The 24,810-nt window shown below is 72.8% G+C and carries 19 protein-coding genes, 3 pseudogenes and 1 riboswitch; of the genes and pseudogenes, 7 read left to right on the top strand and 15 right to left on the bottom strand.

Going from position 1 to position 24,810, the window contains the following annotated elements:
- The first annotated feature begins 8 nt into the window (after positions 1 to 8).
- Entirely contained in the window at positions 9 to 1,055 is a 1,047-nt protein-coding gene (locus tag IO20_RS0114045; RefSeq protein ID WP_030552211.1) for an ABC transporter ATP-binding protein, read from the top strand.
- 34 nt (positions 1,056 to 1,089) lie between these two features.
- On the opposite strand, the pseudogene IO20_RS36540 reads toward IO20_RS0114045, so the two are convergent.
- Positions 1,090 to 2,667 (bottom strand): annotated as a pseudogene (locus IO20_RS36540) (ABC transporter ATP-binding protein); the annotation flags it as partial.
- Between the two features lie 81 nt (positions 2,668 to 2,748).
- Positions 2,749 to 2,964, bottom strand: coding sequence for a hypothetical protein (locus IO20_RS0114035; protein ID WP_157850771.1), 216 nt, complete (start codon positions 2,962 to 2,964; stop codon positions 2,749 to 2,751).
- A 324-nt stretch (positions 2,965 to 3,288) separates the two neighbouring features.
- Between IO20_RS0114035 and IO20_RS40970 the strand changes: the two genes are divergently transcribed.
- On the top strand, positions 3,289 to 3,609 hold the full coding sequence (locus tag IO20_RS40970; protein WP_211270368.1) for an ATP-binding protein: 321 nt from the start codon (positions 3,289 to 3,291) through the stop codon (positions 3,607 to 3,609).
- A 507-nt stretch (positions 3,610 to 4,116) separates the two neighbouring features.
- Here the strand turns inward: IO20_RS40970 and IO20_RS0114020 are convergent.
- From IO20_RS0114020 to IO20_RS0113995, 6 genes and pseudogenes are all read right to left on the bottom strand, one after another.
- Entirely contained in the window at positions 4,117 to 5,301 is a 1,185-nt protein-coding gene (locus IO20_RS0114020; protein WP_030552217.1) for a lanthionine synthetase C family protein, read from the bottom strand.
- Positions 5,302 to 5,305: 4 nt separating this feature from the next.
- Complete coding sequence (locus IO20_RS0114015; protein WP_030552218.1) at positions 5,306 to 6,868, bottom strand: class III lanthionine synthetase LanKC N-terminal domain-containing protein; 1,563 nt, start codon at positions 6,866 to 6,868, stop codon at positions 5,306 to 5,308.
- A 59-nt stretch (positions 6,869 to 6,927) separates the two neighbouring features.
- Positions 6,928 to 7,152, bottom strand: a complete 225-nt coding sequence (locus tag IO20_RS0114010; RefSeq protein WP_030218450.1) for a hypothetical protein — start codon at positions 7,150 to 7,152, stop codon at positions 6,928 to 6,930.
- Positions 7,153 to 7,491: 339 nt separating this feature from the next.
- A pseudogene (locus tag IO20_RS39680) lies at positions 7,492 to 7,569 on the bottom strand (IS5/IS1182 family transposase); the annotation flags it as partial.
- A 725-nt stretch (positions 7,570 to 8,294) separates the two neighbouring features.
- The gene (exaC, locus tag IO20_RS0114000; RefSeq protein ID WP_030552223.1) at positions 8,295 to 9,818 is read right to left on the bottom strand and encodes an acetaldehyde dehydrogenase ExaC; all 1,524 of its coding nucleotides are present in this window, start codon (positions 9,816 to 9,818) and stop codon (positions 8,295 to 8,297) included.
- A 43-nt stretch (positions 9,819 to 9,861) separates the two neighbouring features.
- Positions 9,862 to 11,166, bottom strand: coding sequence for a helix-turn-helix domain-containing protein (locus IO20_RS0113995; RefSeq protein ID WP_078946070.1), 1,305 nt, complete (start codon positions 11,164 to 11,166; stop codon positions 9,862 to 9,864).
- 91 nt (positions 11,167 to 11,257) lie between these two features.
- A riboswitch (ZMP/ZTP riboswitch) is annotated at positions 11,258 to 11,365 on the top strand.
- 28 nt (positions 11,366 to 11,393) lie between these two features.
- On the opposite strand from IO20_RS0113995, the gene IO20_RS0113990 reads away from it, so the two are divergent.
- Together IO20_RS0113990 and IO20_RS37605 are read left to right on the top strand one after the other, a co-directional pair.
- Positions 11,394 to 12,248, top strand: coding sequence for a bifunctional 5,10-methylenetetrahydrofolate dehydrogenase/5,10-methenyltetrahydrofolate cyclohydrolase (locus IO20_RS0113990; protein ID WP_030552227.1), 855 nt, complete (start codon positions 11,394 to 11,396; stop codon positions 12,246 to 12,248).
- A gap of 443 nt (positions 12,249 to 12,691) precedes the next feature.
- Entirely contained in the window at positions 12,692 to 13,411 is a 720-nt protein-coding gene (locus IO20_RS37605; RefSeq protein WP_051874560.1) for a hypothetical protein, read from the top strand.
- Here the strand turns inward: IO20_RS37605 and IO20_RS0113980 are convergent.
- Together IO20_RS0113980 and IO20_RS0113975 are read right to left on the bottom strand one after the other, a co-directional pair.
- A complete protein-coding gene (locus tag IO20_RS0113980) occupies positions 13,392 to 14,783 on the bottom strand; it encodes an SWIM zinc finger family protein (RefSeq protein WP_051874561.1) in 1,392 nt (463 codons plus the stop codon). The two genes, IO20_RS37605 and IO20_RS0113980, sit on opposite strands and share 20 nt — an antisense overlap.
- A complete protein-coding gene (locus IO20_RS0113975; protein WP_425423719.1) occupies positions 14,780 to 17,884 on the bottom strand; it encodes a DEAD/DEAH box helicase in 3,105 nt (1,034 codons plus the stop codon). The genes IO20_RS0113980 and IO20_RS0113975 overlap by 4 nt, the downstream gene beginning before the upstream one ends.
- A gap of 260 nt (positions 17,885 to 18,144) precedes the next feature.
- Here IO20_RS0113975 and IO20_RS0113970 point away from each other — a divergent pair, with 260 nt between their 5' ends.
- The gene (locus IO20_RS0113970; RefSeq protein ID WP_030552235.1) at positions 18,145 to 19,233 is read left to right on the top strand and encodes a fatty acid desaturase family protein; all 1,089 of its coding nucleotides are present in this window, start codon (positions 18,145 to 18,147) and stop codon (positions 19,231 to 19,233) included.
- 87 nt (positions 19,234 to 19,320) lie between these two features.
- The gene (locus IO20_RS0113965) at positions 19,321 to 19,866 is read left to right on the top strand and encodes an MOSC domain-containing protein (RefSeq protein ID WP_030552237.1); all 546 of its coding nucleotides are present in this window, start codon (positions 19,321 to 19,323) and stop codon (positions 19,864 to 19,866) included.
- A gap of 30 nt (positions 19,867 to 19,896) precedes the next feature.
- Here IO20_RS0113965 and IO20_RS0113960 read toward each other — a convergent pair whose 3' ends face one another.
- From IO20_RS0113960 to IO20_RS0113940, 5 genes and pseudogenes are all read right to left on the bottom strand, one after another.
- The gene (locus IO20_RS0113960) at positions 19,897 to 21,273 is read right to left on the bottom strand and encodes a tannase/feruloyl esterase family alpha/beta hydrolase (RefSeq protein ID WP_030552239.1); all 1,377 of its coding nucleotides are present in this window, start codon (positions 21,271 to 21,273) and stop codon (positions 19,897 to 19,899) included.
- Positions 21,274 to 21,416: 143 nt separating this feature from the next.
- The gene (locus tag IO20_RS0113955; protein WP_030552241.1) at positions 21,417 to 22,280 is read right to left on the bottom strand and encodes a hypothetical protein; all 864 of its coding nucleotides are present in this window, start codon (positions 22,278 to 22,280) and stop codon (positions 21,417 to 21,419) included.
- A 176-nt stretch (positions 22,281 to 22,456) separates the two neighbouring features.
- Entirely contained in the window at positions 22,457 to 22,816 is a 360-nt protein-coding gene (locus tag IO20_RS0113950) for a hypothetical protein (RefSeq protein WP_030552242.1), read from the bottom strand.
- A 115-nt stretch (positions 22,817 to 22,931) separates the two neighbouring features.
- Positions 22,932 to 23,108: pseudogene (locus IO20_RS40300) on the bottom strand (InlB B-repeat-containing protein); the annotation flags it as partial.
- Positions 23,109 to 23,135: 27 nt separating this feature from the next.
- Positions 23,136 to 23,780 (bottom strand): class I SAM-dependent methyltransferase, encoded by a 645-nt coding sequence (locus IO20_RS0113940; protein ID WP_030552244.1) that lies wholly within the window; start codon positions 23,778 to 23,780, stop codon positions 23,136 to 23,138.
- Between the two features lie 151 nt (positions 23,781 to 23,931).
- On the opposite strand from IO20_RS0113940, the gene IO20_RS0113935 reads away from it, so the two are divergent.
- Entirely contained in the window at positions 23,932 to 24,768 is an 837-nt protein-coding gene (locus IO20_RS0113935) for an MHYT domain-containing protein (RefSeq protein ID WP_030552246.1), read from the top strand.
- Positions 24,769 to 24,810: the final 42 nt, after the last annotated feature.

Below are 24,810 nucleotides of genomic sequence, written 5' to 3'. Positions count from 1 at the left end.
ACCGAGACATGAACGAGCTCGAGGTGCGCCGGGTCGTCAAGGCGTACGGGTCGGGGGCGCCGGTCCTCGACGGCCTGGACTTCGCCGTCCCCGGGGGCGCCCTCGCCGCCGTGCTCGGCCCCTCCGGCTGCGGCAAGACCACCCTGCTGCGGGTGATCGCCGGCTTCCTGAAGGCCGACGCCGGCACCGTGACCGTCGCCGGCAGGCTCCTCGGCGGCCCCGGCGTCCACCTGCCGCCCGAGCGGCGCCGCATCGGGATCGTGCCCCAGGAAGGCGCGCTCTTCCCCCACCTGAGCGTGGCCCGGAACGTCGCCTTCGGACTGAGCGACCTCGACCGTTCCGCCCGGCGGGTGCGCGTGGGGGAGATGCTCGACCTGGTGGGTCTGCCCGGCTATGGCGACCGCATGCCGCACGAACTCTCCGGCGGTCAGCAGCAGCGCGTGGCTCTCGCCCGCGCGCTCGCCCCCCGGCCCCATCTCGTGCTGCTCGACGAACCGTTCAGCGCGCTCGACAGCGGACTGCGCGGTGCCGTACGGGCCGAGGTCCGTGCGGCGCTCCGGGAGAGCGGCGCGACCGGACTGCTCGTGACGCACGATCAGCAGGAAGCGCTCTCCACCGCCGATGTCGTCGCCGTCCTGCGTGACGGGCGTGTGGCCCAGTGCGCCACTCCGGAGGAGCTCTACCACCGGCCGGTGGACCCGTGGCTGGCCTCGTTCGTCGGAGACGCCGTCCTCGTGCCCGGCACCGCCGACAAGGACGTGGCCACGACCGTGCTGGGGCGCATCCCGCTGGCTGCCGCTCCGGCGGGCCGGCGCGAGGGCCTGGTCCTCCTGAGGCCCGAGCAGCTCCGGCTCGCGGAGCCGGAAGCCGCCGACGCCGAAGGCGTCGTGACCGACGTCCGCTTCTTCGGCCACGACGCCCTGGTCACGGTCACCGTCGTCGGCCTGGACGAGCCGGTCGACATCCGCACCACCACTCCGCTGCGGGTGGAGCAGGGGCAGACGGTCGGCGTCCGCCTCACCGGCGAGGCCACCTTGCACCCCCGCACGGCCTGAACGAGTCCGACAACGCGCCCCATACCGGCTGGGGGCGCAGTGCCGCCTCGTTGAACGCGTCGAGCTGTGAGGTCGCCTCGTCCAGGAGCAGCAGCCGGGGCCTGCGCAGCAGTGCGCGGGCGATCGTGACGCGCTGGCGTTCGCCGCCGGACAGCTTCGAGCCGCGGTGTCCGACCAGGGTGTCCAGGCCGTGCGGGAGACGGTCGACGAGGGTGTCGAGCCTGGTACGGGCGAGGACGGCGCGGATGTCGTCGTCCGTCGCGCCGGGCGCGCTGAAGACCAGGTTCTCCCGCAGCGTGCCGGCCAGGACCGGAGCGTCCTGTTCGACGTACCCGATGACGGACCGCAGCTCGGACAGCGGCCACTGCCTTATGTCCCGGCCGTCGACCAGGATGCGCCCGCCGGTCGTCTCGTAGAACCGCTCGATGAGCGAGAAGACCGTCGACTTGCCCGCACCCGAGGGGCCGATGAAGGCCGTCATCCCTGCGCCCGGCACCTCGAAGTCCACCCGCTGGTGGATGTACGGCAGCCCGGGCCCGTAGCGGAAGGACACGTCCTCGAAGCGGACCGACGCCGGACGCACCTCGGTCCGCACCGGCTTGTACGTGGCCGGCGGCTCCGCCGCCAGGCGGTCCACCTCCTTGATCCGGGAGATCGCGGCCGCACCCTCCTGGTATTGGGAGGCGGCCTCGACCAGCTTGTACACCGGCTCCATCAGGTAGAACAGGTACAGCAGGAAGGCGATGAGCGTGGAGACGGGGATGTCCCCGGAGGCCACCCGCGCCCCGCCGACGGCGAGCACCGCGAGGAACGCCAGCTCGACGGCGAGGTTGTCCGCCGTTCCCAGCAGGGCCTCCTACTTCGCGCCGCGGACGCCGTGGCGCCAGGCCCGCCGGGCGGAAGCCTCGACGCGGGCGGTCTCCCGCTCCTCGGCGCCGGACGCCTTCAGCGTGCGGAACGCGCCGAAGACCCGCTCCAGGCCGGTGGACATCTCCCCGACAGCCTCCTGCGCGCGCTCCGCGGCCTGCCCGATCCTCGGCATCACCAGGGCGGCGCCCGCGCCGACGACCGCGACCACACCGAGCGTGACGCCGAGCAGGACGACATCGAGGAAGGCCGTCACCACGACCGCCGCGATCAGCGTCAGCGCCCCGGTCGCGGCGTTGACCACCGCCTGGGTGCTGACCGCCCGCAGCAGCGTGGTGTCGGAGGTCACCCTCGACATCAGATCGCCCGGCTGCATCCGGTCCACAGCCGTGAGCCGCAGTCGCAGCAGGCGGCCGATCAGGCTGCGGCGGGCGGCCAGGACCACCGACTCGGCCGTCCGCTCCAGCACATAGGCGCCGAACGCCTCGGCCACCGTGCTCAGCAGCACCAGCACGGTCAGTGCCAGCAGGACGGCGGCGAGCGTGCCGCCGGACGAGAGCCGTTCGACCAGCGCCTTCGTGGCCAGCGGCTGCAGCAGCCCGCCGGCGGCGCCCACCAGCGCAAGCAGCAGACCGAGTGCGACGGCCCACCGGTGCGGGCGGACGTACCCGTGCATCGCCTTCAGCGTCTCGCGGACGCGCAGGGACTCGGCACCCGTCGTCTCCGGGGCGGATGCGGTGTTCACAAGATTCCTTTCGTACGTGGTCTCCCGCGCAGCGCGTCAGCAGCGGCGGGCATCGTTCCGAACGGGGCCGTGGCGCTCGACTCAGGGGTCCAGCTCTACGGCCGTCGCGGCGATCGTGTGCAGAGCGGCAGCGCGGAGGCCAGGGCTGACGACCGCCAGACAGAGGCCGCTCGCCACGAGCGCCATGCCGAACTCCCAGAACGCGCTCCTGCGCCGCCCGATGTCCCTACGGCCCCCTGCTCCGGCCGGGTGCCGACGGGAAGTGTGGGGCTCCAGCTCCTGCGCACGCTCTGTCATGCCACCAGCCTGGAAGCCCATGCCTTCCGTCGGCCATCCGACGATCGTCGGCCACACCCCCGCCAAGTGGCTGGCCCCCCGGCACACACACTGTGACCGCTGGTATCTCAGGCGCACAGTGGTTTGCGTCCACGGCGTACAGCACCGCGTTCCGGTCCGTCTGTACGATGAGCCGTTGATGTCCTCGCCGTTGGTGTCGGTAGCGCACACCGGGGCCGTCGTCGGTGGAGGCCACGAAGTTGCCTCCGTACTCGATCACGGCCCGTTGAACGTCTCGCGCATCCGAGCGCGACGGCACGGCGCAAGAGGGCTGCCTTCAATGAAGTGCTCAACACGGCAGTGGATAAGGGATACTTCGCGGAGATCCCCCTCAACGGCCTCCGGTGTAACGCTCCGGCGGTCAACGAGGAGGTCGACCCGGCTGCCGTTCCCGATCCGGCACAGGTTGCGCGGCTCCTCGCGGGCAGTTGCTCAGCAGCGCGGGCGGGTCAGATCGCTGGCTTGTGGAACTTCTTGATGAGTTCGAGTTCGAGTTCGACCGCCGATGCTGAGAGGACTTGCCGCTTCGACGGGCCGGCCACCGTCGTCAGCGGTCCCAGTGGCACCGGCAAGTCCAGACTTCTGATGCTGCTCAAGATGTGGTGAGTGGCAATGCCGTGCTGACTCCGGCCGTCCGCGATCACGTTCTATCCGCCCACGCCGATGTAGTCATCGGCGAGCAGCACGTGATCTTCAAGAGGACCGTCAACGACGTCCGCTCCGGCCAGGTCGAGGTCCTCGACCCAGTGACCCTGGCCCCGCTCAACACCTGCGCCGTGCAAACGGACGGCAGCCTGCCACTCCTGTCGGACTACGTTCTGGCTGGCCTCGAATTCCCTCGCGAGACATTCCCCTCACGCAGCGACGGCAAAGCCACAACGCGGAACCTCACCGTCACCGACCTCTTCGCCCACGTGTACCGGGAAGCCCGCAACATCGCCCGCGAAGTCGTGGGACACCTCGACACGGGGTTCAGGACGGATCGCACCGCGGTCTCTGGCCGACCGGGGCACGCGGCCCGGCAGCGGTCGGGCCAGAGAGGAGTTTCTCCTGCTGCTCACCGAGGCTGCCGAGGCGTGCCACGGGCGGGGCCTCCGGGCACCCGCCGAGCCCTCACAGATCCACGAAGGCACGTTCGCCGGGGGCGACCAGCCGGGACAGGAACATGCCGATGCCCGCCGAGCCGGTCGCGTAGTCGTGGGCGATTCGGTTCAGCCAACGGCCAGGGAACGCGATCCCGCCCTCCTCCTCGACCCGGAACCACAGGATGGTCCTGGCGACGGCGTAGGCCCTGTCCCGGTACTCCTCATCGCTGGTGCAGCGGTACATGTCCAGCATGAACTCGCCGATCCCCGCCAGGCCTTCGAACAGACCGGGCGCATAGGAGTACGTGACGAAGGTGTCGTCAGCCACCCGCCGTGCGAGCTCGCCGTACCGCTCGTCGCCGAGCAGCCGGTGGAACCTGACCAGCACACTGCCGACCCCCGCGCCTCCGTGGATCCAGTACGGGTACACCACGGGGTCGCCCTCGACCCGCTGCCACTGCAGGCCGAGGCCGCTCTCGGTCGCACGGCCCAGGTCGAACTCCAGACCCCGTACGGCGTACGAACGGAAGCGCTCTTCGCCGGTCGCCAGGTGCAGGTGGAGGAGGAAGAGGGCGATGCCGCTCGCCCCGTAGCCGTACCCGTAATGGACGAGACCGTCGAGAGAGGACCGCCACGAGCAGGTGTCGCCCTCGTGCTCGGCCGTTCTGAGGAGGTGATCGCCCGCCTGCACGGCACGGTCGAGATGGAGCTGCCGCCCGGTCCGCGCGTGGAAGCGCAGCGAGGCGAGTCCCCATCCGGCGACGCCGAGGAACACACCCGGATCGTCGTACAGCAGGGAAGAGGAGCGCATCAGGGTCATCACGGCCTCGCCCCGCTCCTCCCAGCCCAGGTCGTGGAAGGCCCATGCGATGCCGGCCAAGCCGACGTACAACCCTGGCGGATAGGTGTCGTTGTCCAGCAGTCGCCCCTGCATCCAGGCGGCCACTTCGGTCGGCAGCCCGGCCGCCGGCGCCGCCCGGCCGCGCGTCCTCGAACCGAGCAGTAGCGCAGGCCCGCAGGCGCCGTAGGCCACGCTCAGGGGGTTGGTCGCGAAGACCGTGTAGTCGGCGGGCCAGAGGCGGTCGGTGCGCCGCTCGTCGAAGGTACGGAGCAGCAGGCCGGCGATCCCGTCGACGGTGCGCCGGACCTCCGCTTCAGGACAGGCCGGGACCCCGTCCCCGGACCTGCGCCTTTCGGTCACCTGGGGCGTCATGGCGTCATCCGTCCTTCCAGTCGGCCAGGACTCTCTTCGCCTCGTCGACCCGGGCGGCGGCCAGGCACGACACGACGGACCTCACCTGGGTGGGGACGCCGAGGGCGACGAGCTCGTCGAGGAAGAGGTCCTTCGCCGCGGGGTTGAGGCCGAAGAAGGCGGTGGCGGGCACGACGGTGCTGTAGAGCAGCATGGCCGCGGCGTACCAGTCGTCGCAGGGGAGGAGCCGGCTGCGCGAGGAGCGGTCCGGGTGAAGGAAGCCGGGCGTGCCCCAGCGGGTCCCGTAGGACAGCATCGCCGCCTCGTCGTCCTCGTGGACAGCGCTCTCGAAGTCGATGAACCGCATCCGAAGCGTGTCGGCGTTGATCAGGACGTTGTTCGGCGAGAGGTCGCCGAGGACCACACCGCGGGCGTGCACCTCTTCGATCATGGGGACCAGGCGGCCGGCGACCTCCCGGAACAGGGGGACGAACCGGTCCACCCTTCCCTCCCGTCGGATGTACGGGGCGAGGATGACCTCGTCGCGTGCCCAGAAGTCGTGGAACGCTACACCCTCCAGCCGTTCCTCCACCAGGAACGTGTGCTCCCATTCCCGGAACAGGTCCACCGCCCGGGGGACGGAGTCCAAGCCCTCCAGTCGGCGCAGTACCTCGTACTCGTGGCGCAGCATGTCGACTGCGTCGAGCGTGCGGTCTCCGCTCGTCCAGCAGTTGGTGAGCCGCCGGGCCTCCTTCACGACGACCGGATCCCCGGTGAGTCGGTCGGTGCCGTGATAGACGCCGCCGACGTTGGAGAAGGCGAGGGCGCCCTCGACGAGATAGCGATCGTGGAGGAGTGTGCCGTCGGACTCCGCGCCGGACCGCGCCGCGGCCTCGGACGCCGGTCGCTCCGCCGACTCCTCGGCGAAGGGGTCGCGGACCCAGGGCGGCAGCCGGAAGAGGGGCAGCCGTTCGTCGGCCACGTACGAGCCGTCAGGCGCCACCAGAAACGTGCTCTGCGTGCCGTCGATGTTGAGTCGCCGTGGCGGCCGGAAGCCACCGTAACGATAGAACAGCACCCTGCTGTCCCGATAGCGCCGGTCGGAGAGGATGTACGGCCCCTCGACAGCCTCGTCGGCCGTGCACTGGTACAGGGTCTCGATCAGCTCGGCGAAGACGTGCTCGTCGGGCGGGTACAGCGTCATGAACTTGCCGGAGAAACCACGTTGCTGTGTCTTCGAGTTGAGTATGGCCAGCATCATCGGGTCGGCGGCGGCCTTGAATTCGACGCGGTACGACACGCACACAGGGACCACGAGTTCGAACAGGCGGACGGCGTGCACGGGGGCGGAGGAGACATGGATCTTGAAGCCCTGGGTGGGCGGCGGAGCCGACCGCCCCGTAGAGCCCGGCGCCCTCCGCGCGTGCAGCCAGACGTCCCCGCGCTCCAGAACCCAGGCGTCCGGCAGCAGCCGGCGCAGCGGGTCGCGGTACTCAGAGGTGATGGCCCTGCGGGACAGCGGCTCGTAATGCCGGGGATCGGCGAGGCCGAAGAGGTGGTGGGCAGCCAGGGCCGCCTGGCGGTCCACGGCCGCTCATCCGCCGGGGCCCCGCGAGGGGCCCCGGCGGGCTCGTGATCCTTCCGCGGTCACATCTGCACCGTTCCGCCGCCGCCACCGCCGCATGCCACGCTGTACGTGCTGCAGCCGATCGACTGGGTGCTGTGGAAACCGGCGACGGCGGGGGTGGCAGCACCCCCTTCGGGTTGCATCCCCTGCAGCCCCAGCACACGGTCGACGTCGGCGGAGGCCCGTTCAAGGCTCGCCTTGACCTCGTTCAGCGAGGCGGACCTCGCCTTGCCCTGCTTGGCCATGAGTTCCTCCTGTCTCTAGGCGGACGTGCTGCCAGGAAACGGCCGGCCATCGTGCGCTGCCAGCCCGCAAGGCCTCCACCAGCCCTTCCTGACGGCTTCTCCACCGGGTCCGACCTGCGGGAACTCCGCTGTACGGCCCCCCAGCGGACCTGGTCCGAACGGGTTATCGGTCCGAGCTCTTCGCCGCTCGAGGGAGACCCCACACGCCTGCCCCGGACCCAGCCGTGCAGCCACAGGCACCGCGCCCTGGGACGCTCCTCGCGCCGTCGACCGGAGCTGTGCGGCCAGGGGACCGGCGAAGACACGGGAGACCGCGCCGGCCGGCCAGGGCGTCGGTGGGACGATGCCGTGGGTACGGGTGGTGGTCAGGTCGTGTGTGGAGCCGGGCAGTGCGGGCGAGGCCCACAGCAGGTGGCCGAACCTGCACACCGCCGCCGGCGCCCGCACCGTCCACCACCGCGCCGGCTACGCCTACCTGCCGCGCAGCGACACCACCGCGCACCGCGGCACGCCGCTTCCCCAGCCGGGGCTGCGGCGCACCGTGCCGAACTCCGCGTCCACCACCCCAGCCGCCCGCCCGCATCGCACCGATTCGGCTGCCGAGCCCTATACCTGACGCCGCGACGGGCAGGGGGGCGAGCACAAGGACCGGTGCGGCCGGACGACCGGGGCAGCCGGTCGCGGGCTGCGTCCCGGCCGTGTGCCGGGTACGCACGGGCAGAGCGAGTGTCGCCCGGTGACCGGTCTGCTGAGCGGGGTCCGCTGCTTCTCTCGTTGCCCCGCATCCACCGTTCCAAGGCCTCAGGCGGGTGCGATAGCGGGCAATCCCTCCCGTGGCGATGAGGAGCTCGGCTTCCGAGGTCGGCAAGAGTGGCGGGCGCTTGCGGTTGGGCGCCGTTGGCGGTCGCAGGGCGAACTGACCATGCGTTCGGCAGAGCGGGACCCGGTAGGCATCGGTCGAGTTTCTCGCCCCGGTCCGCGGTGGTGACGGCGGCGTAGGCCGACGATGCACAGCCCGGGCCGCGTGCCCCACACGATCGACCGGCCCGCTGCGGCGGGCCGGTCCTGGATCCCGCGGTCGCGTCCTACGGGAAAGCAGCCGCTGAGCACCTCACGGAGCGGCCTCGCGCCGAGGTCGCTGCTCAGAAGAACCCGAGCTTCTTGGGGCTGTAACTCTGCAAGATGTTCTTCGTCTGCTGGTAGTGGTCCAGCATCATCCGGTGGGTCTCGCGGCCGATGCCCGACTGCTTGTAGCCGCCGAAGGCCGCGTGAGCCGGGTACGCGTGGTAGCAGTTGGTCCAGACGCGGCCCGCCTGGATGGCGCGGCCGGCGCGGTACGCGGTGTTCGTGTCGCGGGTCCAGACGCCGGCGCCCAGGCCGTAGAGGGTGTCGTTGGCCGTGCGGATCGCGTCGTCGAAGTCCGTGAACGAGGTGACCGCCACCACCGGGCCGAAGATCTCCTCCTGGAAGATCCGCATCCGGTTGTCTCCCTCGAAGACGGTGGGCTGCACGTAATAGCCTCCCGCCAGTTCCCCGCCGTGCTCGACGACCTGGCCACCCGTCAGGATCTTCGCGCCCTCCTTCTGCCCGATCTCCAAGTAGGAGGCGATCTTCCGGAGCTGGTCGGCGGAGGCCTGGGCGCCGATCATCGTGTCGGTGTCCAGGGGGTGGCCGGGGACGATCAGTTCCGTACGCGCGACCGCGGCCTCCAGGAACTCGCCGTAATGGCCGCGCTGGACGAGGGCCCGCGAAGGACAGGTGCAGACCTCGCCCTGGTTCAGGGCGAACATGGTGAAGCCCTCCAGGGCCTTGTCGCGGAAGTCGTCGTCCGCCGCCCACACGTCGTCGAAGAAGATGTTCGGCGACTTGCCGCCGAGCTCCAGGGTGACCGGCTTGAGGTTCTCCGAGGCGTACCCCATGATCAGCCGTCCCGTCGCCGTCTCACCGGTGAAGGCGATCTTCGCGACCCGCGGGGAGGAGGCGAGGGGCTTGCCGGCCTCCTCGCCGAAGCCGTTGACGACGTTCAGGACGCCCGCCGGCAGCAGGTCCGCGACCAGGCTCAACCAGAAGTGCACGGACGCCGGGGTCTGTTCGGCCGGCTTGAGGATGACGGCGTTGCCGGCCGCGAGCGCCGGCGCCAGCTTCCACACCGCCATCAGGATCGGGAAGTTCCACGGGATGATCTGCGCGACGACGCCGAGCGGTTCGTGGAAGTGGTACGCGACGGTGTCGTCGTCGATCTCGCTCAGGGAGCCCTCCTGGGCCCGCAGCGCCCCCGCGAAGTAGCGGAAGTGGTCGATCGCCAGCGGGATGTCCGCGGCGAGCGTCTCCCGGACGGGCTTGCCGTTGTCCCAGCTCTCCGCGACCGCCAGCGCCTCCAGGTTGCTCTCCATCCGGTCCGCGATCCTCAGCAGGACGGCCGCCCGCTCGGCCGGCGCCGTCCGTCCCCACGCCGGGGCCGCCGCGTGCGCCGCGTCCAGGGCGCGCTCCACGTCCTCGGCGGTGCCGCGGGCGACCTCCGTGAAGGGGCGGCCGTCGACCGGACTGGGGTTCTCGAAGTACCGCCCGCCCGCCGGCGCGACGTACTCGCCCCCGATCCAGTGGTCGTAGCGGCCCTCGTACGACATGAGCGCGCCCTCGGTGCCGGGTGCGGCGTAACGGGTCATGGCATGGCCTCCCTGGAGCACGCCGGCCGTCCCTGGCCGGCGCTCACCGGCGAGTGTGCGGCCCCGGACGTTGCAAGACCGTTGCACCGGCGCACAGTTCCGCCTCCAACGAGTCGAGCCGTGCGCGTACGGGCGGGCGGCCGGACGCCGGTACCGCCGCGCACAGCGCCCGCCAGACCACCACGTCGTCCTCGCCCCACGTGCTGTACGCCCAATCGGCGAGCAGCCCCGGATCGCCCCGGTCCACCAGTGCCGCCCGCAGCCGGCCCGCCAGGCGTTCCCTGAGCCGTACGACCCCGGGCGCGAGCGACGCCGGGAGCAGCGGGCCCGCGTAGGCGCCGACCGCGGCCGAGACGGCCCCGGAGGCCACCCGACGGTCGACCGCCGAGAAGTCCGCCTCCACCACACCCGTCAGCCGGTACGGTCGCGAACGCAGCAGGTCGGGACCGAGCAACGCCCGGAGCCGGGACAGCTCCGCCCGCAGCGTCACCGGAGTGACCGACTCGTCCTCGTACAGGAGCGTGAGGAGTTCCTGGCCGCCCACCCCTTCGGGGCGGTGCGCGAGCAGCACCAGGATCTCGCTGTGCCGGCGGCTCAGCCGGATCCGCCGCCCTCCCGTCGACAGCACCGCCTCGTCCCTGCCGAGCGCCGAGAGGCCGAGCCGGTCCGGCTCGGGGGCGGGCCCCAGAAGTGCCAGCTGGGACTCGGCGGCCCGCGCGACCGCCTGGACGAACCCCAGGCTGTGCGGGTGCGCGAGCCCGCGCCCGCCCGTGATGTCGACCGCGCCGAGCACCCGCCCGGTGCGCGGATCGTGCACGGGGGCGGCGGCGCAGGTCCACGCGCGTACCGGGTGCAGGAAGTGTTCGGAGGCGACGACCTGCACCGGCCGGTCGACGGCGAGGGCGGTCCCGGGAGCGTTGGTCCCGGCCGCCGCCTCCGACCAGCGCGCCCCGGCCACGAAGTTCATCCGCCGCGCCTTGCGCAGCGTGGCCGGGTGGCCCTCGACCCACAGCATCCGCCCGGCGGCGTCGCACACCGCGAGGAGATGCTCCCCGTCCGTCGCGTAGGCCCCCATCAGCTCCCTGATCACCGGCATCGCCTCCGCCAGCGGATGGCCGTCCCGGTACGCGGCGAGGTCGTCCTCGTCCAGCTCGACGCGCGCCGCCCCGTCCGGGCTCACGCGCGCGCGTGCGGAACGCCGCCACGAGGCGGCGACCAGCGGCCGGACCCTCCCCGAACCACCGGGACCCGGCTCCGTCGCCGCCTCCGGCCGCCCGGTCACCCACGCGTCGCTCAACTCGGCCTCCCCGTCGAGGTCGTCCCGGTCCTTCGCATCCTGCGCGCTCATCGTCATGCGCCCGCGGGCCGCCGACAAGCGCCCCGACGCCAGGGGACCCGCACCCTGTCCGAGACCGGCCCCCCACCCCTCACGTACAGTGGGCCCGGGCCGTGACTGGCGCTCGAGGTGGATCACCACCGGGGAGCGGCCCGGCGGGAGCGTCCTCACCGGCGCGACCGCACCGATGCCGTGCGCCTGGGCGAACCATCCGTCAGAGACGATGCCCAGGAGTCGCCATGTCCACCAGCACCGCCGCCCTCATGGACGGCACGGCCCTCGCCCGCCGCACGGTCGAGGAGACCGCCGCCCGCGCCGCCGAGATCACCCGCCGCACCGGCGTCACCCCGTGTCTCGCGACCGTCCTGGTCGGCGCGGACCCGGCCTCCGTGACGTACGTGAAGATGAAGCGGAACCGCTGCGCCAAGGCCGGAATCCGCTCCAGGCACGTCGAGCTGCCCTCGGCCACGACGACCGAGGAGCTCGTCGCGGCCCTCACGGCCCTCTCCGAGGACCCCGAGGTCCACGGCATCCTCCTCCAGCACCCGGTCGGCCCGCACATCGACGAGCGCGCCGCCTTCGAGGCCATCGCTCCCGAGAAGGACGTCGACGGCGTCACCATGGCCTCCTTCGCCGCCATGGGCTTCGGCCTGCCCGGCTTCGTCTCCTGCACCCCCGGCGGCATCATGCGCCTCCTCGACGCGTACGACGTCGAACTCCGCGGCAAGCGCGCCGTCGTCGTCGGCCGCAGCGCGATCCTCGGCAAGCCCGCCGGACTGCTCCTCCTCGGACGCGACGCCACCGTCACCTACTGCCACTCCCGCACCGAGGACCTCTCCTCCGTCATACGCGAGGCCGACATCCTCGTGGCCGCCGTCGGCAAGCCCGCGTTCATCAAGGGCGCGGACGTCAAGCCGGGCGCGGTCGTCGTCGACGCCGGCTACAACCCGGGCAACATCGGTGACGTCGACTTCGCCTCGGCCGCCGAGCGCGCCTCGCTCATCACCCCGGTGCCCGGTGGCGTCGGCCCCATGACCATCGCCGTGCTCCTGGCCCAGACGGTCCAGGGCGCGGAGCGTCAGCTCGGTCTGTAGGCCGGCCGGTGGCGTGGTGGCGGTCCACGGGGCGGGAGAGGGCGCGGCCTGAGATGGTCACGGTTCTGTACAGGCCGCGCGCAACCTTCGAAAATGGGTGGTCCCCGACCCGCCGACGGGCGAACCTGGACCCCGTGCCGCCACATCCGCCGACCTCCACCCCGCCGCCGGCCCGCCGGCCGGACGCACCCGGCCCGCACGGTGAATCGGCCGCCCCTGCTCCGGGCGGCTCCGATGCCGACTCCCGGTATGAATCCGGTGCCGACGCCGGTGCTGATGCCGGTGCCGGTTCTGAGTCCGGCTTCAGCTCCGGCTCCAGCTCCGGTTCCGGCTTCGATTCCGGCTCCGGTTCCGGTTCCGAGCCCGGGTCGTCGCCGCGTCTCTTCCGGCTCGGCGCGCCGCGACCCGGATCCGTCGAACCACGGCGCGCCCGCTGGTTCGGCGTGCCGCTCGTCCCGCCGCTCGTGGCCGCCCTCGCGGCGACCGCCTTCCTGGTCGCGGGCGGCGGCAGCCCTTCCTCCGACGGCCGCCCCGGCGGCGGCCAGGCCGGCGCGCCGTCGCCCGTCGGCATCCCGTCGGCGGACGCCACGTCAGCCGAGCCGCGCGGAGGCGAGAGCGGGACAGCCGCCCCCGGCGGGGACGACACGCCCGCACCCGGCGCGACCAAGGACGGCGACACGCCGACGCGTACCCAGGCGCCGTATCCCTCCGCAGGGCCCGACGGAAGCGTGTCCCCGACCGATCCCCGCCCCGGTACCAGCGCCCCCTCGCCGCGGTCGTCCGCCCCCGCGACCGGCGACGGGGACTCCACGCGGCCCGTCACCTTCGAGTCGCTGCGTGTCGGCGACTGCTTCGACATCGACCGCGACGCGCCGGGAACCGCACTCCCGCTCCGCTGCGACGTGCCGCACAACGCCGAACTCGTCGCCCGCCTCCGCCTGACCGGCGTCTACGCCACGGACGGGGCGATCCTCGACGCGGCCACGCTCCTGTGCCGCGAACCGCTGCGCCGCAAGGCCGCCCGGCAACCGGCCGGGACACGCTGGACCACCTTCGTCCAGTACCCGTACCGGACCAGCTACCTCTTCGGCTCGGACACCGTCGCCTGCAGCCTGGCCGCCTCCTCCGCCACCGGCGGCGAGATCAGTCACCGTCTCCAGTAGAACCGCCTTCACCGGTACCACCCGTCCCCGCCGTATCGCCCGCGAGGGCCGTGGCGAGGGCCGTCGCCGGATCACGGTCCGCCGGGCCTGCGGGAGACCAGCGGGCGCCGGACTTCAGGTAGGGCCACCAGTGCCCGTCCTTCCCGAGCCGCAGTTGCGCCTCCGCGCCCACCGCCGTCCACCGCGCGCCGCCGGCCCGCCGCAGCGTCGGCCGCTCGTCGTCCTCCCAGGCCTCCAGGAGCCGGGCCGACGCCCGGGCGAGCGCCTCGGCGTCCGGCGCCCATTCCTCCTCCAGTACGGCGAGGGCGGCGGCACCTCCGAACCGCCACGCGCGCGCGGCCAGGTCCATCTCCGCCCGCGTCCGGCCGGAACCGGAGGCGAGCCGCGCCGCGATCCAGGGCACGGGGGAGCCCGCCGCGAGCCGCACGGCATCCTGAGCGGGCGTCAGCGGCGATTCATGCGATTCGTGCGATTCCTGGGACGCCTGCGGTCCCGGCAGCCCTTCACCGCTCGCCCCGAGGGCGACGACGAGCATCCGGTGCGCGCGGGCCGCCGCGTCCGACGCGAGGAACTCCAGCGCCACCGGGTCGATGCCCGGAGCCGGTTCCGTCTCCGTGTCCAGGGACGGCGAGCGGCCGGGACCGTCCGGGACGGCCGGAGGCGCGGGCAGCGGCGGCAGCAGGAAACCCTCCGCGTACGCCTCCTCGGCCGACACGCCGGCCATGCCGTCGTCACCCTCGGGGACGTCGACGCCGGACGGGTCGTCGGCTGCCCGGTCGACGCGCGCGGCGCGTGAGACGCTGCGCGACTGCAGCTGGTCGAGGAGGGTGCGTTCGCCGCGCCCCCGCATGAGCAGCAGGACGAAGGGGTCCTCGTCGATCAGCCGCGCCACCTGGTAGCAGAGCGCCGCCGTGTGCGGACAGTGGTCCCACGCCTCGCAGCCGCACTCCGGATCGAGGTCGCCGATCCCCGGCAGCAGGTCGAGCCCGGCCGCCGCCGCGTCCTCCACCAGGTGCGGCGGCATCTCGCGGTCGAGGAGCGCCGCGATGTGCCCGGCGCTGTCCACGGCGAGGTCGAGCAGCCGCTCCCACTCCTCCTCGGAGAACTCCCGTACCAGCACGTCGCTGCGGTGAGACGTGCCGTCGCGGTCCTTGACCACCGCCGTGATGCGGCCGGGCCGTACCGACACGGCACCGACCGCCCCCGCCCGCGCGTGCCGGCGTCCCGCCTTCAGTTGCTGGCCGTCGAGCGCGGTGTCCTCCAGGGCCTTCAGCCAGGCCCGGCCCCACCAGGTCCGGGTGAAGGCCCCGCCCTGCGCGGGCGGCAGCGCCGCGAACGTCCGCTCGTCGTCCCCGTATCCGTACCCGCTCATCGGCCGTCCCCTCGCAGTCGTACCAGCTCCGCCAGCTCGGCATCGGTCAGTTCGGTCAGCTCCGGCGGGGTGTCCCCGCCGGTCCCGAGCACCGTGTCCGCCAGCTCCCGCTTGCGGTCGAGCATGCTCGCGATCCGGTCCTCGATCGTCCCCTCGGCGATCAGCCGGTGAACCTGCACCGGCCGGTCCTGCCCGATCCGGTACGCGCGGTCGGTGGCCTGGGCCTCCACGGCCGGGTTCCACCAGCGGTCGTAGTGCACGACGTGTTCCGCCCGGGTGAGGTTGAGACCCGTGCCGGCCGCCTTGAGGGAGAGCAGGAAGACCGGCACCTCACCGTTCTGGAAGCGGGCCACCATCGCCTCGCGCTGGGCGACCGGCGTCCCTCCGTGCAGGAACTGCGTCCGTACGCCCCTCGCCGCGAGATGCGTCTCCAGGATCCTGGCCATCCCGACGTACTGGGTGAAGACCAGGGTGGCGGCGCCCTCGGCGAGGATCGTGTCGAGCAACTCGTCGAGCAGCTCCAGCTTCCCCGAACGGCCCTCGATCCTCGGCGCCTCCTCCTTGAGGTACTGGGCCGGGTGGTTGCAGATCTGCTTGAGGCCCGTCAGCAGCTTCACGACCAGGCCGCGCCGCGCCATGCCGTCGGCCTCGGCGATCGCCGCCAGCGTCTCCCGTACCACCGCCTCGTACAGGCCGGCCTGTTCCGGAGTGAGGGAGACAGTCCTGTCCGTCTCCGTCTTCGGCGGCAGCTCGGGCGCGATGCCGGGGTCCGACTTGCGGCGGCGCAGCAGGAACGGGCGGACGAGCGCGGCGAGCCGCGCGGCGGCGGCCGGGTCCCTGCCGCCCTCCACGGCGGCGGCGAACCGGGTCCGGAACGCGCCCAGGCTGCCGAGGAGACCCGGAGTGGTCCAGTCGAGGATCGCCCACAGTTCGGAGAGGTTGTTCTCCACCGGCGTGCCGGACAGTGCCACGCGCGCGCGTGCCCCGATGGTCCGCAGCTGCCGGGCCGTCGCCGAGTACGGGTTCTTGACGTGCTGCGCCTCGTCCGCGACGACGAGTCCCCAGGTCCGTGCGGCGAGTCGGGCCGCGTCCAGTCGCATCGTGCCGTACGTGGTGAGGACGAAACCGCCGTCGGGCGTGTCCTCCAGGTCCCGGGTGGCGCCGTGGTAGCGGCGCACCGGCGTACCCGGGGCGAACTTCTCGATCTCGCGCTGCCAGTTGCCCATGAGGGAGGTCGGGCAGACCACGAGGGTCGGACCCGCGGACGCCGGGTCGGACTGCCGGTGCAGGTGCAGGGCGATGAGCGTGATCGTCTTGCCGAGCCCCATGTCGTCGGCGAGGCAGCCACCGAGACCGAGGGAGGTCATCCGGTGCAGCCAGTCGAGTCCGCGCAGCTGGTAGTCGCGCAGGGTCGCCGCGAGCGCGGCGGGCTGGGACACCTCCGGCCGGCTTCCCTCGGGTTCGGCCAGGCGTTCCCGCAGACGCTCGAGCCAACCGGACGCCGCCACCTCGACGAGTCGGCCGTCGACCTCGGTGGTGCCGGTGAGGACGGCGGAGAGGGCGTCCACCGGGGTGATCTTGCGGTCCTGCTGGGAGCGGGCCCGGCGTACCTCGGCCGGGTCGACGAGTACCCAACGGTCCCGCAGACGTACGAGAGGCCGCCCTGCTTCGGCGAGCCGGTCGAGTTCGGACCTGGTCAGTTCCTGATCGCCCACGGCGAAGCGCCAGTTGAAGCCGAGCAGGGCGTCGGCGGAGAGGAACGAGGGCAGGCCGGAGGCGGAACCCCCGGCCTCGGTGTCCGCGGGGCCCACGGAGTCCTCAGCGTCCGCGGGACCGTCGGTGGGCCGGGTTCCCGTCGGTCCGTGAGCGGATCGGCCGCCACCGGTGCCGGCCATCCCGCCGCCGGTCTCTCCGTCCGCCGGGCCGATCACGGCCTGGGCGGTGAGACGGTCGGCGAGTTCGCGCGGCCAGTGGACCTGGACGCCCGCCGAGGCGAGGGCCCGGCCCGCCGTGCCGAGGAGCTCCGCGACTTCCTCGTCGGCGAGTTCGACGGTGTCGGGCACCGCCGCGGTCAGGAGCGGGGCCAGCGGGGGCCAGGCACGGGCCCCGCGCCGCAGGGCGAGCAGGGCGTCCATCCGGGCCCGGGGACCGAAGGCGTCCCCGGTCCGGCCGGAGCCCGCCCACACCTCCGCCGCGTCCGCGACCAGCGTGGGGTCGGCGACGGCGTGAAGCTGCAGCACCGCGCGGAACGCGGGCGCCTCCTGCGCCTCGGCACGGAAGCCGGGGAGTTCGAGCCGGAGCGACAGCCGGATCCCCGCGTCGTGCACGGCGGCCACGTCGGCGGCCCACGGCCGCGCCGCTGGGATCCTCTGCGGTTCGTCGGCCGAGAAGGCGCGCCCGTCGGCGGCGAGTGGCGCCGCCGGCGTACGGGGCAGGGTGTCCGCGACGGCGTCGACGAAGGCGCGGAGCAGCGACTCGGGCCGCGGGAGCAGCAGCGGCCGGTCCTGCGAGAGCGGTACGGCGTGGGCGGTGGGAGGCATCGAGGCGGCGAGCGTACGCAGTTCCGCCAGCTCTCCGGGGCCGAGCGGGCCTGCTCGCCACGCGTCGAGGTCGCCGGGGGTGAGCCCGGGCAGCAGCAGCCCCCGCGCGACGAGGTCGAGGGCGAGGAGCGAGGCGGCACCCCAGAAGGCGGTCGAGGGGGACGCGGTGTCGGAGCAGCGGGCCCGGGCGAGCAGGGGCAGGGCGTCCCGTACGGAGAGGGTGAGGGCGGGGACGGTCACGGGGCGGAGGTCGGCGCCGTCCACGACCGTGATCTCGGCACCGGTCGGGCGGAGGCCGGGAGGAGAGCCCGCAACGAGGTTCGAGGAGCTGTCGGTGTCCCGGCCATTCCGCGCGTCCCGCAGCGGTCGGCCGAGCTCGTCGTCCGGGGAAGGCTCGCGGTCCGGGAGGGGCTCGCCGGCAGGGAGAGGCTCGCCGTCCGGCGACCAGAAGGCGATCCGGCTCGCGCGCGGGGGATCGGCGGGGAGGAAGACTGCGGAGTGGCGGACGAGTTCGTGAGCGGTTTCGCGAGCGGAATCATCAGGTCCGTACGACGGCGACAACGCATTCCTCAAATTTGACTACCTGGCGACTGAGCGGCCGAGGATACCTCGACGAACAGCCCGAAGGCGCATCCCTCCCACGTGATCCGCGCCACAGCCGCCGGGGGTGGGGGCTGCCCCACCCCCGGCCCCCGGCGCACCCCCCGCCAGGGACGGGTGGTGACGCCATGGCCCCGGACGATCACGAATCCGTACGTTCTCCACAGGCGCTCACCGATCGAACACCACGGAATCCCGACCGACAGAAACCGGAGCCCGCCATGTCCCAGGCCACCGTCCTGCCCCCGGCCGCCGCCCCCGACGCGGCGCCCGCCCGTGCCAGGGGCGGTAGCGAGTTCACCCCGCTCCTGCGGACGGTGAGGGATCAGGGCCTCCTCGAACACCGCCCCGGCTGGTACGCCCGCGGCATCCTCGTCAACCTCCTCGGCATCGCCGCCGTCGTGACCGGGATCGCCCTGATCGGACCCTCCTGGTGGGCGCTGCCCCTCGCCCTACCCCTCGCGCTGCTCTCCGCCCGGGTCGCCTTCGTCGGCCACGACGCCGGCCATGCCCAGATCACCGCCGACCAGAAGATCAGCCGGATCGTCCAGCTCGTCCACGCCAACCTCCTCCTCGGCATGAGCCGGGAGTGGTGGAACGACAAGCACAACCGCCACCACGCCCACCCCAACCACCTCGACAAGGACCCGGACGTGGCGGCCGACATCCTCGTCTTCGCCGAGCACCAGACCGCAGGCCGCAAGGGCCTTCGCGGGTTCCTCACCCGTCACCAGGCCTGGCTGTTCTTCCCGCTGACGACCCTGGAGGGCATCGCCCTCAAGGTGTACGGCGTCCAGGCGCTCCTCGCGAAGGACGGCCCCTGCCGCACCCGGCGCGAGCGGCTCGTCGAAGGCGCGCTTCTCCTCGCCCACTTCGCCGGCTACACGGCGCTGCTGCTCACCCTCCTCAGCCCCGCCCAGGCCCTCGTCTTCGCACTCGTCCACCAGATGCTGTTCGGCGTGCACCTCGGCATGGCCTTCGCCCCGAACCACAAGGGCATGGAGCGGCCGGACGAGCACGCGGACGGCGACACCTGGGGGCATCTGCGGCGCCAGGTCCTCACCTCGCGCAACATCCGCGGCGGCACCCTGACCGACTGGTTCCTCGGCGGCCTCAACTACCAGGTCGAGCACCACCTCTTCCCGAGCATGCCGCGACCGAACCTGCGCCTCGCCCAGCCCGCCGTACGCGCCCACTGCGCCGCCCTGGGCGTGCCGTACACGGAGACCGGCTTCGTGGACTCGTACCGGCAGGCCCTCGGCCACCTGCACGAGGTGGGCGCGCCGCTGCGCTCCGAGTGGGCCGAGTAATCTCGAAGGTGATCACACGCGTTGTGATCATCGGTCCGGCGGTCGGGGATGCGGCCGCCGGGAAGCGGAGAAGGGGAGCTCCTCGCCATGAGCGACGGCACGGTCACCACCGTCAGCAGCAACGGCACGTACTCGTTCACCAAGCCCAACCGGGAGGGCATCACCCTCCTCGCCGGGCTCGGCGTGGAGGGCGACGTCCACGCGGGCGTCACGGTCAAGCACCGCTCCCGTGTCGCCCGCGACCCGAACCAGCCGAACCTGCGTCAGGTCCACCTCATCCACGCCGAACTCTTCGACGACGTCGCCGACGCCGGCTTCGAGGTCGCCCCCGGTGACCTCGGCGAGAACGTCACGACCCGGGGGATCGACCTCCTCGGCCTGCCCACCGGCACCCGCCTCCACCTCGGCTCCGAAGCCGTCGTGGAGGTCACCGGGCTGCGCAACCCCTGCGCCCAGATCGACGACTTCCGGCACGGACTGCTCAAGCAGGTCCTCGGCCGCGACGAGAACGGCGGGATCGTGCGCAAGGCCGGGATCATGAGCATCGTCGTCACCGGCGGGGAGGTGCGCCCCGGCGACCCGGTCCGCGTCGAGCTGCCCGAGGGGCCGCACCACCCGCTGGAAATGGTCTGAGCCGCGAAGCCTCTTCCGCTCCGTGGGTGGTCACTTCTCCAGAGCGCAGGAGTTGACCACGTCACCGGCCGCGGGCCGCGTGATCATACGGTCGGCGGGCGGCGGCGTCCCCTCCTCGACCCAGCGCGTCAGCGCCTCGAACGCGGAGCGGTAGCACGGCAGGATCGGACGCAGCCGGTCCGGATACGTGTCGTACAGGCCGTCGGTGTGCGTCCCGTCCTGCACCGTGTAGTACCGGTGCAGGGCGCCCCGGCCCCTCCCGTCGATCATCCGCGCGTACACGTCGGAGCCGGTGGAGAGGGGCAGCAGGGTGTCCAGGTCGCCGTGGAGCGTCAGAAGAGGCTTGCCGATGCGTCCGGTGAGCGCCACCTTCGCGACCGCGCGGTGGACGGACGCCGGCCGGGCGGCGTAGTCGTAGGAGGCGTCCGACACGCAGGGCGCGAAGATCTGTTCCACCGTCCCGCCGGTCGTCGTGCCGGGGCAGGCCGGATCGTACGAGGGATCGAACTCGGCCCGGAAGATCTTCTGCGTCAGCCCCCAGTACGCCTTCTCGTGGTACGGCCACAGGAAGCGCGATTCCGGCGCGAAACCAGCCCCGACCAGGTCCTCGTCGGTGGCCCGCCCGAGTGACCTGGCCACCGTGACCGGCAGGCTCGTCAGGAGGTTGGGGCCGCCGGCGGTCCACAGCACGCCTTCCCAGTCGACCCCGCCGTCGTACAGCTCGGGCCGGTTCTCCAGCTGCCAGCGCGTCAGATAGCCGCCGTTGGAGATCCCGGTCATGTAGGTGTGCTCCGGAGCCCGGCCGTACCGCTGCCGCACGGTCTTCCTGGCCGCGCGCGTCAGCTCGGTCACCCGGCGGTTCCATTCGGCGACCGCGTCGCCCGGCCCGCGTCCGTCGGTGAAGAAGTCCGGGCCGGTGTTGCCCTTGTCGGTGGCGGCGTAGGCGAAACCGCGGGACAGGACCTCGTCGGAGATCAGCGCGTCCGTGGCGTACTGGCGGCGGGTGCCCGGCGCGCCGGTGACGACGAGACCGCCGTTCCAGCGGTCGGGCAGCCGGATGACGAACTGCGCGTCGTGCGCCCAGCCGTGGGTGGCGTTGAGGCGCGAGTCGTCGGGGAAGTAGCCGTCGATCTGGACACCGGGGACCCCGGAGGGGTTACGGGTCCCCTTGGCGGCGAGACCGGCCTGGTCCGCCATGTCCGTGTACGGCGTACCGGCGAGACCGGCGGTCGTCAGATCCTCCAGGCAGGCGGACCGCTGGTGCTCGGCGCCGGGTACGTGGAGCCGGTCCTGCCGTGCGCAGTGCGGGGCGAACCGCTCCTCCGCCCCGGCGGGGCTCGCCGGGGCGAGGAGGGCGACTCCCGTCAGGAGCGCGGCGAACAGGGAGACGCCTGGGAACAGGCGCATGGTGGGCCTCCGAAAGGGACGGCGGAAAGGGGTGTGGCGCCACATCCTGCGGCGCACCTCACCACCGGGCCATATCTCCGGACCACACCTCGGGCCCCCGCCCCATGGGGACCCCGTCCCGGCTTCCGGGGCGGGGCAGGGGCTCAGGAAGGCCGTACCGCCATCGCGTCGAGCGCTTCGAGGAGCGCGGGCAGCCGCGCCCCGCGGGCCACCGGCAGCACCTCCCGCGGCAGCTCGTCGAGGAGTACGAAGGCCATGTCGTCCGCCCTCGCCACCAGCGACCAGCCGGGACCGTCCGCGCGGAGCGTCCGTACGCCTCCTTCGGCGGCGACCACCGACCGCACCCGCCCGACCGGCGGCGGCTCCTCCAGGTAGCCGTGGAGCTCGTCGAGCGCCCTGCGTACGCCGTCGTACGGGTCGGCGGCGCCCCGGGCCGCGGTCGGCCCGTCGGCGTCGCCGGCCGCCGGGGTGGCCGCCGTCCCGGCCGGTGCGGCCGTGGAACCGTCGCTCACCTGCTCGCGCCAGGCCGCCCACTGAAGTGCCACCTCGTCGGCGCCGAGCCGACGCTGTGCCGGCCCCCAGTCATCGCCCGAGGGCGGGGCCAACGGGGCGGGGTCGCCCTCCTCCGGCTCCGGATCGTGTGGTGCCGGCACGCCGGGGGCGCGCGTCGCCACGTCCAGTGGCCAGCCCGGCAGCCCCGCCACCACGGTGCTCTCGTGGGGCGAGAGGTCATAGGCCATGCCGCAGTCCCAGGAGGAGATCGCCACCGCGACGAGCGACACGTCGTCGACGACGACCGTCCAGCGGGCCCCGAGCCCGTCCTGGCCGAACACGAGCCCGTACCCCTCGGCGTACGCCTGAAGACCGAGAGCCGCGCAGGCCGCCGGATAGTCGTCACCGAGCACGCTGGGGAAGCGCGCGGGCGTCAGCAGTGCCGCGGTCAGCACGAACAGCGCGTCGGCGTCGCCGGCGGCCTCGGCCGCGGCGATCGGGTCCGTCCCAGCCACGCAGGCCTCCCCATCTGGTCGTCGGCGCACCTTAACCAGTGAGCAGCCGCGCCTGTCCAGAGCCGGGAGCCGTGACCTGCATCGCCGTGGGGAGAAACACAGCCGGATACCCCCGCCCTACCTGCGGCTGAAGCGTGCGCAGCCCCGCCGGCCGTGGGTCTGCGCGCCCGCCGGGCTTACGCGTCCTGCGCGTTCCGGGTGTCGTCCGCCGGTCGTCCCGTGCGCTCCTCCCGCAGGCCGAGGAGGGACCGCGCCACGGCGCCCGGCGACTCGCCGCGTTCCCGGGCGAGGGTGAGGAGGGCCCGGCAGGCCAGCTCGTTGACGCCGAACGACAGCATTCCGGGGGAGACCCGGCCCGCCGCCTCCTCCGCCCTGGCCGGGTCGTCCTCGGCGCACGCGGCCACGTACTCCGCCGCCGCCTCGAAGAGGTTGTGCCCCTGCCGGGGGCGCGGTGGCGCCGGCGCTGCCGCCGCGGGCGCCCGCCGGGCGGAGGGGAGGAGCCTGCGCAGTCTGTCCCGTACCCGTGCCCGTGCCACGCCGCACCGCCTTTCCCGGGTACGACTACCCGGTACATCCACCGTAGACAGTGAAGTCCCCTGACAGAAGGGCTCGTTGGCGCCGATCGTCAAGAAGGCGCGCACGGCACGCCGATCAGGCCCTGGCGAAGACCGCCGTCAACGTGTGCGCCTCCTCGTCGAACGTCACCGCCGTCTCGCCGCTGCGGAGTTCCTCGTCGCCTCCGTACGGTTCCCCGTCCAGGAGCCAGTCCACGAAGACGTACCCGGGGTCGGGCACCGCCGTGGCCACGACGGTGTCGCCGTCCGAGTACGGGCCGTCCTGCGCGCGGTCGCGCCCTCAGATCGTCCGGACGGCCAGGGCCAGGAAACGCGTGTCCTCGTCGACGTAACGGACGAGCCGCCAGCCCGCTTCGGCGAGTACGGGGCCGAGCCGGGGCTCTGCGCGCAGATCGTCCGGCGTGAGCTGTCGCCCGTGGCGGGCCGCGAGGGCGGCCCGGCCGATCGGGTGGAACAGTGCGAGCCGGCCCCCGGGGCGTACGACACGGGCGAGTTCACGCAGGCCGGCGACGGGGTCCGCGAGGTGCGAGATCAGCCCCGCCCCGAAGACGGCGTCGAGCACGCCGTCCCGCACCGGCAGCCGGCCGACATCGGCGAGCAGCAGCGTCGCGGTGCGGTCGGCGGCCTTCGCGTCACCGGATGAGGCAGGGCCGTCCGGGCCGCCGCGCCCGGCGCGGACAGCCTGTTCGAGCATCTCAGGGGTGAGGTCGACGCCGAGTACGGCGCCGGAGGGGCCGACGGCGGCCCGGAGCGGCGGGAGGGCCCGCCCGGTCCCGCAGCCCGCGTCGAGGACGGCGTCGCCCGGCCGCAGTCCCAGCTCGCCCACGGCCGCCGCGTACGCGGGGCCGTCATCAGGGAACCTGGTGTCCCAGTCGGCGGCGCGGGAACCGAAGAACTCTCGGACGTGTGTGGGGTCATCGCTCATGAGCTCATGATTCCGTACCCGGAGGGGTGAACGTTCTGTGTGCACGTTCGAGCCCGGCCCGATCGTTCGGGACCATCTCTCTGTCATATTCCATCAGCTTTCGAAATGCGCCCCTAGTGCGCCCCCCGATGCGCACTAGCGTCCCTGAGCCATGGGACACCTGGACCACGCCACCTTCGGCTGGCTGACACCTGCACTGTCGTACGCGATGGCCTGCGTCGGCGCCGCTCTTGGGCTGCGCTGCACGGTGCGCGCGCTCGACGCGACCGGTCGCTCACGGCGGAACTGGCTGCTCACCGCGGCCTCCGCGATCGGCACCGGCATCTGGACGATGCACTTCGTGGCGATGCTCGGCTTCGGAGTCACCGGCACCGACATCCGCTACGACGTACCGCTCACCATCCTCAGCCTCGTCATCGCCATGGCCGTCGTGGGCGTCGGCGTGTTCGCCGTCGGCTACGGGCGCGACCGACTCCGCTCGCTCCTGATCGGCGGGCTGACCACGGGCGTCGGCGTGGCGAGCATGCACTACATGGGCATGGCCGCCCTCCGGCTCCACGGCGAGGTCCGTTACGACCCCGTACTCGTCGGCCTGTCGGTCCTGATCGCCGTCGTCGCGGCCACCGCCGCCCTGTGGGCGGCCCTCAACATCCACTCACCCGTGGCCGTGGCCGTCGCCTCGCTCGTGATGGGGGCGGCCGTCAGCAGCATGCACTACACGGGCATGTTCGCGGTGCGCGTGGAGGTGGTCCCCTCGGCAGCGCCCCTTCCGGGCGCCACGGTCATGCAGTTCATCTTCCCCCTCGCCGTCGGCCTCGGCTCCTACCTCTTCATCACCTCGGCCTTCGTCGCCCTCTCCCCGACGGCCAAGGAGCGGGCCGCGTACGCCCACGCGGGCCGCCTCACCGAGCCGGACGAACGCGCGGTGGACGTCGCGCCCCCGGGCTTCCGCGCTGCGCGGACGACCGTCCGTACGCATTCGAACTGACCCTCTTCACCCGCTTGATCCACCGCACAAGAGCCAGTCGCA

It is taken from the genome of Streptomyces exfoliatus, assembly GCF_000725545.1.
GTDB lineage: Bacteria > Actinomycetota > Actinomycetes > Streptomycetales > Streptomycetaceae > Streptomyces > Streptomyces exfoliatus.
The sequence above is the reverse complement of the archived record's forward strand: the minus strand, read 5'-3'. Positions and strand labels throughout refer to the sequence as shown.

Bases quoted from the DNA above. Each gene is read 5' to 3' on its own strand.
- IO20_RS0114045 (WP_030552211.1), top strand. From the start codon at position 9: ATGAACGAGCTCGAGGTGCGCCGGGTCGTCAAGGCGTACGGGTCGGGG.
- IO20_RS0114035 (WP_157850771.1), bottom strand. From the start codon at position 2,964: ATGACAGAGCGTGCGCAGGAGCTGGAGCCCCACACTTCCCGTCGGCAC.
- IO20_RS0114020 (WP_030552217.1), bottom strand. From the start codon at position 5,301: ATGACGCCCCAGGTGACCGAAAGGCGCAGGTCCGGGGACGGGGTCCCG.
- IO20_RS0114010 (WP_030218450.1), bottom strand. From the start codon at position 7,152: ATGGCCAAGCAGGGCAAGGCGAGGTCCGCCTCGCTGAACGAGGTCAAG.
- exaC (WP_030552223.1), bottom strand. From the start codon at position 9,818: ATGACCCGTTACGCCGCACCCGGCACCGAGGGCGCGCTCATGTCGTAC.
- IO20_RS0113995 (WP_078946070.1), bottom strand. From the start codon at position 11,166: ATGAGCGCGCAGGATGCGAAGGACCGGGACGACCTCGACGGGGAGGCC.
- IO20_RS0113990 (WP_030552227.1), top strand. From the start codon at position 11,394: ATGTCCACCAGCACCGCCGCCCTCATGGACGGCACGGCCCTCGCCCGC.
- IO20_RS0113980 (WP_051874561.1), bottom strand. From the start codon at position 14,783: ATGAGCGGGTACGGATACGGGGACGACGAGCGGACGTTCGCGGCGCTG.
- IO20_RS0113970 (WP_030552235.1), top strand. From the start codon at position 18,145: ATGTCCCAGGCCACCGTCCTGCCCCCGGCCGCCGCCCCCGACGCGGCG.
- IO20_RS0113965 (WP_030552237.1), top strand. From the start codon at position 19,321: ATGAGCGACGGCACGGTCACCACCGTCAGCAGCAACGGCACGTACTCG.
- IO20_RS0113960 (WP_030552239.1), bottom strand. From the start codon at position 21,273: ATGCGCCTGTTCCCAGGCGTCTCCCTGTTCGCCGCGCTCCTGACGGGA.
- IO20_RS0113940 (WP_030552244.1), bottom strand. From the start codon at position 23,780: ATGAGCGATGACCCCACACACGTCCGAGAGTTCTTCGGTTCCCGCGCC.
- IO20_RS0113935 (WP_030552246.1), top strand. From the start codon at position 23,932: ATGGGACACCTGGACCACGCCACCTTCGGCTGGCTGACACCTGCACTG.